The organism is bacterium, from assembly GCA_018814885.1.
GTDB lineage: Bacteria > Krumholzibacteriota > Krumholzibacteriia > LZORAL124-64-63 > LZORAL124-64-63 > JAHIYU01.
Genome location: JAHIYU010000098.1, coordinates 1 through 13497 on the forward strand (window position 1 = coordinate 1; position 13497 = coordinate 13497).

The window sequence follows — 13497 nt, forward strand, 5'->3', positions numbered from 1 at the left end:
CGCACCGCCCGCCGCACCCGGCAGGCGCTTTCGCCCTCCGCTGGCGGCCGGAGCCGTCCCGCCCGCGTCGCCACCGGCGTGCGGCATGCCGGTCAGGGTCTCGAAACGGCGCACCAGATCCGACAGCAGGACGCGGGATTCCAGCAAGGCCAGCTCCACCAGGAGGGCTTCCAGCAGCACGCGCGGCTGAGTGCTGCGGTGGATGCGCTCGAAGCCGCGGCTGGCGTGGTCGAGCAGGGCCAGCAGATCCTGCACGGCGAAGCGTTCGCTCTGCTGCAACAGGGTCTGCAGCTGATCCTCGGGCAGGAGGATGCCCGCCGCCAGGTCGGGATCGATGCGCAGGAGCAGGAGATGGCGGAAATTGTCGACCAGCTCACGCGCGAAATCGTCCAGGTTGCCACCGCTCGCGGCCGCGTTCTCGGCCATCTGCAGGATCCGCGCCGGGTCGTGGGCCAGGATCGCCTCGTTGAGTTCGGTGAAGACATCGGCGCGAACCAGGCCGAAGAGTTCGATGATGGCCTGTTCGTCCACGGTGTCGTCGCAGGCGGCAAGCACCTGGTCGAGGATGCTCAGGGCGTCGCGCATGGAGCCCTCGGCCTGGGCCACGACCAGGCGCAGGGCTCCGGCGTCGAGTTCCTTGCCCTCGGCCGCGACGATCTCGGTGACGCGTCCGGAAAGTTCATCGCGGGTCAGCAGGCGAAAGTCGAAGCGCTGGCAGCGCGAGAGGATCGTGCGCGGGATGCGGTTGGGTTCGGTGGTGGCGAAGAAGAAGAAGACGCGCGCCGGCGGCTCCTCGAGGATCTTCAGCAGGGCGTTGAAGGCGCCCTTGGACAGCATGTGGACCTCGTCGATGATGAAGACCCGGTTGGACCCCTGGCTGGGTGTGTACTGGGCCATGTCCCGCAGCTCGCGGATGTTGTCCACACCGGTGTGCGAGGCGGCGTCGATCTCCAGCACGTCCAGATAGGTGCCGGCGGCGATGCCGCGGCAGATCCCGCAGACCCCGCAGGGCTCATCGATCTGACCCTCGCGGCAATTGAGCGCCTTGGCGAGAAGTCGGGCCACGGTGGTCTTGCCACAGCCGCGCGAGCCGGAGAAGAGGTAGGCGTGGGACAGCTTGTCCTTGCGCAGGGCCGCGCGCAGGGTCCGGGTCACATGTTCCTGGCCCACAACTTCGGTGAAGGTCGCGGGACGGTACTTGCGGGCCAGCGCGCGGTAGGACATGGCTCCCAGGGGTGTTGGAGTGCGGACCCGGCCTCTTCGCGACGGGAATCGCCGCGAATGATCCGGATCGAGGAGCGGGCCAGGCTGGCGATGCACACGTCGACTACCGCGTACCGCTGCTACTTTCCAGTCCTGACGGAGTTAGCTCGCCGGCGTCGCACCGGGCCTGACCCACCATATCATGCGGGGCGTCCTGCCCCGGTAAAGGGTGGTGGAGATGAGCGGGCTCGAACCGCCGACCCCCACGTTGCGAACGTGGTGCTCTCCCAGCTGAGCTACATCCCCACCCTGATTTCCTGGCAACATCGACGATGGCGGAGAGGCAGGGATTCGAACCCTGGGAACACCTAAGTGCTCAACGGTTTTCGAGACCGCCCCGTTCAACCACTCCGGCACCTCTCCCCGCTCGTCATGCGGACTGGCGGAGAGTCAGGGATTCGAACCCTGGGTACCTCGCGGTACACACGATTTCCAGTCGTGCCGATTCGACCGCTCTCGCAACTCTCCGCCCGGGTCGTCGCGGGCCGCAATATAACATGTGCTTGAATATAAAGCAACTTGGGGCGGATCGCCCCGCAGCCCAGTCAGGGCTTGGCTTACCGGCCTCCGACCCCGCGCAAATCGCGGAAAAATGTCCGCAGCAGATCCGCGCATTCCGCCTCGAGGATACCGCCGATCACCTCGAAATCCAGGTTGTATGGATTCGCGGCGAGCAGGTCGCCCGTGGAGACCAGCGCACCCGCCCGCGGGTCACGCGCGCCGTAGACGATACAGCGGGGACGCCCCAGCAGGATGGCGCCGGCGCACATGGTGCAGGGCTCCAGGGTGGTATAGAGGATGCACTCGTCCAGGCGCCAGTCGCCCAGCGTCGACGCCGCGGCACCGATAGCCAGGATCTCCGCGTGAGCGGTGGGATCCTTCTGGACTTCGACCTGGTTGCGCCCCCGCCCGATGGGCACACCTTCACGCACGATCACGGTGCCGACCGGCACGTCGCCCGCGTCCCCGGCCAGCCGCGCCTCCTCCAGAGCCACGCGCATCCAGCGCTCGTGGGTGGCGAAGACTTCCCCTTCCAGACTCATGGCGACGGCCTCCGGCCCCGATGAACGGCAATGCGACGTGGTACGCCCGGAGGGATTCGAACCCCCAACCTTCTAATCCGTAGTCAGATGCTCTATCCAGTTGAGCTACGGGCGCGTCGCGTGGAATATATCACCAGGCACAACGGGCAGCAACCCGGTCCCTCGGCCCGTCGTCCATCTCGCTGCGGGAGGAATGGACCGGCGCATCGACATACGACGTATCTCCCTGAAAACAAGTTTGTTACGCGGCACGAGCCGAAAGAGCTGGACCGGGCGCCGGTCGCCTCCGGACAGATCGATTATCAATCGCGGCGGGAAATATCCCCCGATGAACTCCAGTTGAATAGAATTATCCCAGAATAATCACAATATGCCGTCATTTCTGTGATATAGTTACCTCTGGATTGTGTGGAGATGATCAATATCGGGCCCAGAACCAACGGACCTGCACCAGGGTCCGATCAGGATCCACGGCTGCATGGCCGGTGATATGAACGTTGTTCGACGAACCGCTTTCCGATACGACTGGACCGGCTCCGCCGCCCCCGGCAGGTCCCTGCCCGGACCCGGCATCGCTGCCGGCCGGATTACGCTCGACTTCCTCGCTCCCCTGGAAATTCACTGGAGGTAGACCATGTCATCGCACGACGATCTCGACACTCTCCGCATCCGGACCTCACGTCCGCTCATCCTGCGATTCCTGCTCTGCCTCGTCTTCGGCGCCGCCTGCCTGTCGCCGGTCGCCGCAGCCGGGCAGTCGATGACCGAGGGCCCCGGAGGTCCGATTCTCGTGGTCGCCGACACCGGCAATCCCTTCGGGCTCTACGCCGCCGAGATCCTGCGCACGGAGGGGCTGAACGCCTTCGCCGTGGTCGACCTCTCCGAGGTCTCCGCGCTCCTGCTCGCGGACTACGACGTGGTCATCCTCGGCGAGACGCCGCTCACCTCGTTCCAGGCCGGGCTGTTCGGTGACTGGGTCACCGGCGGCGGCAACCTGATCGCCATGCGCCCGGACGCCCAGCTGGCCGGTCTGCTCGGCCTGACACCCGCCGGCGGCACGTTGGCGGAGGGCTACATCCTGATCGACACCACGTCGACGGCTGGTCGCGGGCTCGTCGGCGAGACGATCCAGTTCCACGGCGAGGCCGATCTCTACGATCTGGACGGGGCGACAGCGCTGGCCGCCCTCTACGCGGACGCCACCACGCCGACGACGAACCCGGCCCTGACCCTGAACGCCGTGGGCGCGCTGGGCGGACAGGCGGCGGCCTTCGCCTACGACCTCAACGCGTCGGTGATCCTGACCCGCCAGGGCAATCCGGCGCTGGTGGGCCTGGACCGCGACGGCGATTCCCGCGTGCGCCCCAACGACCTGTTCATCGGAGACAACCCCGGCGTCGACGACTGGGTCGACCTGGACAAGGTCCATATACCCCAGGCCGACGAGCAGCAGAGGCTGCTGGCCAACCTGATCATCGAGATGAGCCGCGACCGCGTGGTCCTGCCCCGTTTCTGGTACTTCCCCCAGGGGCACCGGGCCGTCGTGGTCATGACCTGCGACGATCACAACGGCGGCTGGACCACCGGCCGCTTCGACCAGCACCTGGCCGAGAGCCCACCGGACTGCGCGCTGGAGGACTGGGAATGCGTCCGCGCCACCGCCTACATCTACTCCGGCAATCCCATGACCGACGCCCAGGCCGCGGCTTACACCGGCCAGGGCTTCGAGGTCGCCCTGCACGTTAACACCGGCTGCACGTCCTGGACTGACTACGCGCACCTCGAGAGCATGTACGCCGCGCAGATGGCGGGCTTCCAGGCCGCCTATCCGAGCCTGCCCAATCCCGACGGCAACCGCAACCACTGCGTGATCTGGAGCGACTGGCTCTCCAACGCCCAGATCGAGTCCGACTACGGCATCCGCATCGACAACACCTACTACTACGAGAACACGCCGGCCTGGAACATCAACGGTCATCCCGGCATGTTCACCGGGTCCGGCCTGCCGATGCGTTTCGCCGACCTCGACGGCACCATGGTCGACGTCTTCCAGTCCACCACCCAGATGACCGACGAGTCCGGACAGAGCTACCCCTTCACCGTGGACGCCCTGCTCGACCGGGCGCTGGGCCCCGACGGCTACTTCGGCGCCTTCTGCTGCAACATGCATTCCGATTACGAGGTGTCGAACGGTTCCACGCAAGCGCCCATCATCGTCGCCTCGGCCCAGGCGCGGGGCGTGCCGGTCATCAGCGCGCGCCAGATGCTGCACTGGCTCGACGCGCGCAACGCCTCGTCCTTCGCCTCGCTGGCGTGGAGCGCCAACACGCTCACCTTCGATGTCGTCAAGGACCCGGGCGCGCTCAACCTCGAGGGCATGCTGCCCGTGCTCTCGGCGACCGGGACCCTGGTCTCCCTCACCTTCGACGGCTCTCCCCTCGCGTACCTGACCGAGACGATCAAGGGCGTCGAGTACGCCATCTACACGGCCGAGGACGGCAGCTACGTGGCGCAATACGACGAGGACACGACGCCGCCGGTGATCACGAACGTCGCCCACAGCCAGACCCACTACAGCACCGCCACGATCACCTGGCAGACCGACGAGCCGGCAGCATCGCGGGTGGATTGCGGCGTCGATTCCATGCTGCTCGACCAGTCGGTCACCGGCGGCGCGTACGTGACGGACCACGCCCTCGACCTGACCGGCCTGGAAGCCAGCACGGTCTACTATTACCGGGTGACCGCGACGGATGCCTGGGACAACGCCGCCACCGATCCTGCAGCCGGCGAACACGTCTTCTTCACGCTGGGCATGCCGTGCTTCGTCGACGAGATCGTCGAGGACTTCGCCGCCGGCGATACCGGGTCCGGGACTTTCGTCGCCGAGATCGGTGACGGAGCCGTCGTCCTGGCGCCCACCGTCGGCGAGATCTTCGCGGGCGCCGCCTTGCCGCCCGACTGGGAGAACGTCGTGGCCGATCCGAACGGCACCGCCGTCGTAGGCGGCGGACTTCTGGTCCTGGACGGGGCCCGCGCCCATCCCCTCGCCACCTTCGCCTATCCGGTCGCGGACGAGGTGCGCACGCTGGAATTCAAGGCCACTTATAACACCGGCATCTATCAGCACGCCGGCTTCGGACTCACGTTCCAGGAATATCCGTACGCGATCTTCAGCACCTCCGGTACCGGCGGGGCCATTTTCATCCATACGCGTCTGGACGCCAGCACGGGCTTGTCCGAGTCGATCAGCTCCAGCTATCTCGGCGCGCCCCATACCTACCGGATAGAATGGCGCGCCGGCACCGTCGACTACTACATCGACGGCGACCACGTCGGTCAGCACGCCTACGGCATCACGACCGACCTGCGCCCGGTGTTCTTCGATCGCTATACGGGAGCGCCGACCCTGGACATCGACTGGGTGCACATGTCCGACTTCAGCGCCGCCGGCAGTTTCGAGTCGCACGTCCACGGCACCGGCGCCACGTCGTTCTGGGAGGCGGCCAACTGGACCGCCGACGTGCCGGACGGCACGACGCTGGAGCTCTACGTCCGGACCGGCGACACGCTCGTCCCCGACGGCGGCTGGACGCCATTCACCCTCCTGCCCGCGAGCGGCGCCGCAATCGCTATCAACTCGCAGTTCATACAGTATCGCGCGGACCTGAGCACGTCCGACGTCGGCCTGACGCCGGCGCTCGAGGATATCGCCATCAGCTGTCTGGTCGGGAACGACGAGGTGCCACCGATCATCACGGCGCTCACGGCGACGCCGGATCCGGAGGGCGAATCGGCGACGGTCACCTGGGAGACCAACGAGCCGGCGGACTCGTGGCTCGACTACGGCACCGATCCGGAGGACCTCCCGCTCGGCGTGGGCGAAACGGCTCTCGTCGCCTCGCATAGCCTCGACCTGACCGGGCTGGACCCGGGCACCATCTACTACTACCGCGTCACGTCGACCGACGAGGCGGACAACGCGGCGACCGAACCGCCGCTCGGCGAGCCGGCCGCCTCCTTCGTCACGCCAGTGCCGCCGGCGCCGGACTGTTTCGTCGATGACATGACGGCCGATTTCGAGGCAGGCAGCCCCGACGGCGACGTCGCCATCGCCGAATACGACGACGGCGAGCTCATCCTGATGCCCGCCGCGGGCAGCGACTTCGGCGGCGACGCGTTGCCCGGCGGCTGGTACACGTACTTCAACGCGGGCGGCAGCGCCACCGTGGGCGGCGGCGTGCTGACCCTCAACGGCGGACGCGTCGGTCCCGGCTCCCTCTACCCCCCGGAGCGTTCGGTCGAATTCAGGGCCATCTTCCGGAACGTGTCCAACCAGCATGCCGGCTTCGGCGAGACCTACACCGAGCTGCACTGGGCCATGTTCTCGACCCGCTCGGGAGGCGCACTCTACGCGCGCACCCGCCAGGACGACACATACACCGACGAGAGCATCGGCAGCGGCTACTTCGATGCGTACCATCTCTACCGCGCCGACTGGTACGTCGATCATGTCGAGTACTTCGTCGACGACGTCCCCGTCGCCAGCCACCCGATCGCCGTCACGTCCGACCTGCGGCCGCTGGTCAACGACTCCACGGCCGACGGCACCGACCTGGTCGTCGACTGGCTGCGCATGACCCCCTACGCCGCCGCTGGCAGTTTCGAGTCGCGGATCTACAACGCCGGCGCGGTGGCGGACTGGGACGCGGCCTTCTGGTCCGGCCAGGAACCCGCCGGCACCAGCCTGCTGCTCTACTACCGGGCCGGCGACACGGGCGTGCCGGACGGCTCGTGGACGCCGTACACCTCGCTCCCCGTCAGCGGCACGGTCATCGGCGAGAGTTCGCAGTTCATCCAGTACCGGGTCGACCTGGCGACCGCCGACACGTCTGTCACGCCATCCCTCGAGGAGATGCACATCGCCTGTCTGATCCCGGCAGACGAGATACCGCCGACGATCACCGACCTGGCGGCGGCGCCGTCACCGGACGGCACCTCGGTCACCATCACCTGGACGACCGACGAAGCGGCCGACTCGCGGGTGGACCACGACATCATCGAGGCCCCGTTGCGGCTGTCGGTGAGCGACCCGGCCCTGGTCACCGACCACACCATCCAGGTCGACGGCCTGATACCCGGCCTTACCTACTACTACCGCGTCACGTCGGCCGACGAGGCGGCGAACCCCGCCACCGAGCCGCCCCCCGCGCAGCCGCCAGCCACCTTCGTCACGCCCCTGCCGGCCTGCGCATTCGACGACGTGGTGGCCGATTTCGAGGCCGGCACGGGCACCGGCCACCTCGTCGCCAACACCTACAACGGCGAGGTGATGCTGATCCCGACCGAGGGTTCGGAGTTCGAGGGCGACAGCCTGCCGGGCGGCTGGTCCCTCTACGCGCAGGCTCCCGGAGGCACGGCCGTGGTGACGGGCGGCCAGCTCGTCGTGGACGGCGCCCGTCCGGGCTGCGATGCGCTCTACGCGCCGGGCCGGTCGGTGGAGTTCTACGGCACCTTCGAGAACGTGACCAACATGCACGTGGGCTTCGGCGAGACCTTCGGCGAATTGCACTGGGCCATCTTCAGCACGGGCGGCAGCGGCACGGGCCTGAAGGCGCGCACGCGGCAGGACGCCGTGCTGTTCGACACCACGCTGGCCGCCGGCTACCAGGGCGCACCGCACCTGTTCCGCATCGACTGGCAGACGACCGCAGTGGACTTCTACATCGACGGGAGCCCCGTGGCTCATCACGACATCTCCGTCACGTCCAGCCTGCGCGTGCTGGTCAGCGACACGACCGTGGACAGCTATGCGCTGGCCGTGGACTGGCTGCGGATGACACCCTACGTAGCCGCGGCGAGCTTCGAGTCGCGCATCTTCGACAGCGGTGAGATGGGTTACTGGGACGCCATCGGCTGGGTCGGCGACGAACCTGCGGGCACCGGGATCACAGTGCTGGCGCGCGCCGGCGAAACGCCGACGCCGGACGGCAGCTGGACCGCCTACGTGTCCGTGCCGACCTCCGGGCAGGAACTCCCCGTGACGGGACGTTACCTGCAGTACAGGGCGGATCTGACGACTGCGGACCCGGCCGTCACGCCTGCGCTGCAACAGCTGAGCGTCATGTGCGGCACGGCCGTGTCGGTGCCCGACCAGCCCGATGTTCCAGCCGTGACCGTACTCCGGCCGAACTACCCCAACCCGTTCAACCCGCGCACGACGTTCTCCTTCGGGCTCGCGCGCGCGGGCCGCGTCTCCCTGAGGCTCTACGCCGTCGACGGTCGGCTGGTCCGGACCCTCGTGGACGGTCCGTTGCCCGCCGGCTATCACGACGTCACCTGGGACGGGACCGACGAGGCGGGACGGCGCCTGGCGTCCGGGGCCTATTTCGTCCGCTTCGTGTCTGCCGACCACATCGGCACCGATCGCGTGATGCTCATCAAGTAGTCATTCCGAAATGCGGGATGCGGCCGACGGCCGCGTCCCGCTCTCGAACCAGATGGGGGCAAGCAACATGTTCTACCACACGTCGTCGGCGGAGACCCGCGCGGGAGCACACCTCGGCGGGTATTACTGGATTCCGGCCCTGATCGTCCTGGTCGCCCTGGTGGCGAGCGGAGGCGCCCCGGCCCTCGCGCAGACGCCCCAGGAGGGGCCCGGCGGTCCCATACTCCTGATCACCAACTACGACCTCCCCCTGTCCTACTACTACGCGGAGATCCTGCGTACGGAGGGCTTCAACGAATTCGAGGTCATCGACGTGCGGGACGTGCACATCGGCACCATGGATCCCTACGACCTGGTGATCATCGCCGAGATGCACCTGAATTCCCTCTATCCGCCCAAGTTCCAGCAGTACCTCGATCAGGGGGGCAACGTGATCGCCTTCCGGCCGGATCCCCTGCTGTACGGGATCTGCGGCGTGGCCAGCGCGGCCGACACCCTGTCCAACGGTTACCTGTTGATCGACGATGGCGCGGCCCCCGGTCGCGGACTGGTCGGCGAGACCATCCAGTACCACGGCCCCGCCGAGCTGTACGATCTGGCGGGCGCCGCCACCGTGGCCACGCTCTACGCGGACGCCACGACGCCCACCTCTCATCCCGCAGTCACGCTGCGCGACGTGGGCGCGGCCGGCGGACAGTTCGCCGTTTTCGCCTACGATCTGGCCCGCTCGGCGGTCCTGACGCGCCAGGGCAATCCCGACTGGGCTGCCCAGGACCGGGACGGCGACGGCCGCATCCGCACCAACGACCTCTTCGTGGGCGACACCCCGGGCGTGGACGACTGGATCGACCTCGACAAGGTCGCCATCCCGCAGGCCGACGAGCAGCAGCGCCTGCTGGCCAACCTGATCCTGCACATGAACCAGAACAGCATGCCGCTGCCGCGGTTCTGGTACTTCCCGAACGGCCACAAGGCCGTTGTCCTGTTGACCGAGGACAACCACGGCACGACCTGGTCCATGGACCGCTTCGAACAGCATCTGGTCGAGAGCCCCCCCGGCTGCGTCCTGGAGGACTGGGAGTGCGTCCGGTCCAGCTCCTACATCTATGCGACCAATCCCATGACGGACGCCCAGGCCGCCTACTACGACGCGCTGGGCTTCGAGATCTCGATCCACTCGAACACCGGCTGCGACACGCCGTGGCCCGACCTGCCCGCCCTGCAGGCCATCTACGACGCCCAGTTCCCCCCGTTCGTGGCGAAATACGCCAGCATCCCCAGCCCCCTGAGCGAGCGCGCCCACTGCGTGACCTGGGCCGACTACGACTCGCGCCCCATCGTCCAGTACGGCTACGGGATCCGGCTCGACGTGACCTACTACTACGAGAACGTCACCGCCTGGCAGATCGACGCGCACCCGGGCATGTTCACCGGCTCGGGAATGCCGATGCGCTTCACCGACTTCGGCGGCGGCATGATCGACGTCTTCCAGGCCACCACCCAGATGACGGACGAGTCCGGCCAGACCTACCCCCACACGATCGATGCCCTGCTGGACGGGGCCCTGGGGCCGGACGGCTACTACGGCGCTTTCACGGCGAACATGCACGCCGACTACGAGGCGTCCAACGGTTCCTACAACGCGCCGGTCATCGTGGCCGCCGCCCAGGCCCGGGACGTGCCGATCATCACGTCGCGGCAGATGCTCAACTGGCTGGACGCCCGCAACGCCTCCTCCTGGCAGAACCTGACCTGGGACGGCAGCACGTTGCTCGGCGACGTGGTGCAGGCGCCCAACGCGCTGCATCTCGAGGGCATGCTCCCATCCATCTGGAGCACGGGCGCCATCGCGGAGATCACCCGCGACGGGCTGCCTATCGAATACCGGATCGAAGAGATCAAGGGCATCAGCTACGCCATCTTCGGCGCCGGGGCGGGCAGCTACGCCGCGACCTACGAGGAGGACCTGACGCCGCCTCTCATCACCGACGTGCAGCACGCCGTCGGCGCCTACGGCACGGCCACGATCACCTGGGACACTGACGAACCGGCCGATTCGCGTGTCGAGTACGGGACCGACTCCGGCGACCTCGACCTGAGCGCCGACGCGTCAGCCCTGGTCCTCGCCCACACCCTCCAGCTCCCGATGCTGGACCCCGGCACGACGTACTACTACCGTGTCGTCTCGAGCGACTACTGGGACAACACCGCCACCGAGCCGCCGGTCGGCGCCTTCTCGTTCACCACGCCTCCTCCGGTGTGCTTCGCGGACATCGAGATCGCCGACTTCGCCGCCGGCGCCTTCGATGCGGGAGTTCATCTCGCGGCCACCGCGGACGGCGAACTCGTGCTCGCTCCGGAGATCGGCGTGGAGTTCCTGGACGGCGTCCTGCCGGCCGGCTGGTCGGCTCCTCCCGCCGATCCCGGCGGCATCGCGGTCGTGGCCGGCGGCCTGCTGACCCTCGACGGCGCGCGCGCGCATCCCGACGCGGTATTCGCCTACCCCACCGGGGACGAGGTCCGCTCGCTCGAGTTCGTCGCGACCTTCGGCGCGGCGATCAACCAGCACGCGGGGTTCGGCCTGACGCTGCAGGAGTACCCCTACGCCATCTTCAGCACCTATGGCGACGGGGCGACGCTTCGCGCCCACACCCGGCTGGACGTCGCCACCGGTCTGATCACGTCGCTGGGCGCGGGATATCTGGGAGCGCCGCACCTCTACCGCATCGAATGGCGCGCGGCCGCCGTCGACTACTTCATCGACGGCACGCCGGTGATCCATCACGATCTCAGCCCGGCCCAGGACCTGCATCCGGTGGCCTTCGACCGCTACCTGGGCGGCCCCACCCTGGCCGTGGACTGGATGCGGATGAGTCCCTACGCGACGGACGGCGAATTCACGTCCCGCGTCTTCGACGCCCTGAGCGTGTCCACCTGGGGGGCCGCCTTCTGGACGGGCGCGGAACCCGCGGGCACCGGTCTCGAGCTCTCCTACCGGCTGGGCGACACGCCCGTGCCCGACGGGTCGTGGACGGCGTACACCCTGCTGCCGGCTTCGGGTTCAGTCATCGGCAGCGCCAGCCAGTATTTCCAGTACCGTCTCGTGCTGTCGACGGCCGATCCCCTGGTCACGCCCCGGCTGGATGACTTCGCCCTGAACTGCGAACTCGGCGACGACGTCACTCCCCCGCTCATCACCGAGCTGGCGGTCGCGCCGGGCACGAGCGGTGCCACTGCGGTCGTCACCTGGCTCACGAACGAGCCCGCGGACTCGAGGATCGGCTACGGCACCGCCCCGGGGAACCTGGATACCGAGGTCAGCGACGCCGCGCTGGTCACGAGCCACAGCCTGCAACTGACCGGACTGGCGCCGGGAACGCTGTACCACTTCCGCGTGACTTCGACCGACCCGGCGGACAACGCGGCGACAGAGCCGCCGCTGCTCGATTCGCCCGCCACATTCCTCACGCCGTACCCGCCGTGTCTGGCGGAGAGCGCCGTCGCCGATTTCGCCGGCGGGGACCACGCGGGGACCTACGTGTCTGAGTCGCAGGACGGCGAGGTGATCCTGGAGCCCACGGTGGGCGCCGAGTTCTCCGGCACGGACCTGCCGGAGGGATGGACGCTGATCGCCGAAGCCCCCGGCGGCAGCACCACCGTGATGGGCGGAACCATCACGGTGGACGGCACGCGTCCCGGCACCGTCGCCCTCTTCGCGCCGGGCCGCTCGCTGGAGTTCCGCGGCACCTTCGACAACGTGACGAACCAGCACGTCGGTTTCGGCGTGACGTTCGGCGAGTTCTCCTGGGCCATCTTCAGCACCGGCGGCAGCGGCTCGGGCCTGAAGGCCCGGACCCGGATGGATGACGTGTACCTCGACGAGACGCTGCCCAGCGTCTATCAGGGCGCGCCTCACGATTTCCGCATAGACTGGAACGTCGGCAGCGTGGACTACTACATCGACGGCGAACTGGCCGCGCATCACGACATCGACGTGACGGTGCCCCTGCGCCCCATGATCAGCGATACGACCGTGGACGGCATCGTGCTCGCCGTGGATTGGCTGCGCATGACGCCCTTCGCCACCGCGGGCAGCTACGTCTCCGCGGTGTACGACGCCGGTCAGACCGTGATCTGGGACGCGGTCGACTGGCTGAGCACCGAACCCCCGGGGACCTCGGTGCTGATCTCCGCCCGCTGCGGGCATACGCCGCTGCCCGACGCGTCCTGGACCGACTACGGCATCGTTCCCGGCCCCGGCGGCTCCCTCGGCGTCGCCACGCGCTACGTCCAGTACCGCGCCGACCTGGTCTCGGATGACGATCGTCGTACCCCGGTGCTGGAAGAGGTGACCATCACCTGCGGCGCCACCACGGCGGTGGATCCGGAGCTGGCCGTGCCCGACCGCACGCGTCTCCACCAGAACTACCCGAACCCCTTCAACCCCAGCACGACCTTGCGTTTCTCGCTCGCTAGCCGGGGCGACGTCACGCTCAAGCTGTACGCGGTGGACGGGCGGCTGGTGCGCACCCTGGTCGCAGGGGAGCTGGCGGCCGGGCATCACGAGGTGGTCTGGGACGGAACCGACCAGCGGGGCCGCCGCCTGCCGTCATCCCTGTATTTCGCGCGGCTTGTCGCGGCGGACCGGACCGAGACGTGCCGTCTGATGATGATCAAGTGAGGCCATGGCGAGAGCCGCAGGGATGCTCCTACATGACGACGGCGGGCTGCCCGAGCAGCCCG

The 13497-nt window shown here is 68.0% G+C and carries 4 protein-coding genes, 4 tRNA genes and 1 other RNA gene; 2 read left to right on the forward strand and 7 right to left on the reverse strand.

The window, feature by feature from the left end:
• From dnaX to KJ554_06060, 7 genes are all read right to left on the reverse strand, one after another.
• A partial coding sequence (gene dnaX / locus KJ554_06030; GenBank protein ID MBU0741898.1) for a DNA polymerase III subunit gamma/tau occupies positions 1-1224 on the reverse strand: 1224 nt, incomplete at its 3' end.
• 74 nt (positions 1225-1298) lie between these two features.
• Positions 1299-1396, reverse strand: an RNA gene (gene ffs / locus KJ554_06035) — signal recognition particle sRNA small type.
• Between the two features lie 37 nt (positions 1397-1433).
• A tRNA-Ala gene (locus KJ554_06040) sits at positions 1434-1509 on the reverse strand.
• 27 nt (positions 1510-1536) lie between these two features.
• Positions 1537-1626: transfer RNA gene (locus tag KJ554_06045), tRNA-Ser, on the reverse strand.
• 17 nt (positions 1627-1643) lie between these two features.
• Positions 1644-1731 (reverse strand) — tRNA-Ser (locus tag KJ554_06050).
• Positions 1732-1820: 89 nt separating this feature from the next.
• Complete coding sequence (locus KJ554_06055) at positions 1821-2264, reverse strand: nucleoside deaminase (GenBank protein MBU0741899.1); 444 nt, start codon at positions 2262-2264, stop codon at positions 1821-1823.
• Between the two features lie 80 nt (positions 2265-2344).
• Positions 2345-2421, reverse strand: a tRNA-Arg gene (locus KJ554_06060).
• Between the two features lie 519 nt (positions 2422-2940).
• On the opposite strand from KJ554_06060, the gene KJ554_06065 reads away from it, so the two are divergent.
• Both KJ554_06065 and KJ554_06070 read left to right on the forward strand, forming a co-directional pair.
• The gene (locus tag KJ554_06065; GenBank protein MBU0741900.1) at positions 2941-8754 is read left to right on the forward strand and encodes a fibronectin type III domain-containing protein; all 5814 of its coding nucleotides are present in this window, start codon (positions 2941-2943) and stop codon (positions 8752-8754) included.
• Between the two features lie 67 nt (positions 8755-8821).
• On the forward strand, positions 8822-13435 hold the full coding sequence (locus tag KJ554_06070) for a fibronectin type III domain-containing protein (protein MBU0741901.1): 4614 nt from the start codon (positions 8822-8824) through the stop codon (positions 13433-13435).
• Positions 13436-13497 lie beyond the last annotated feature (62 nt).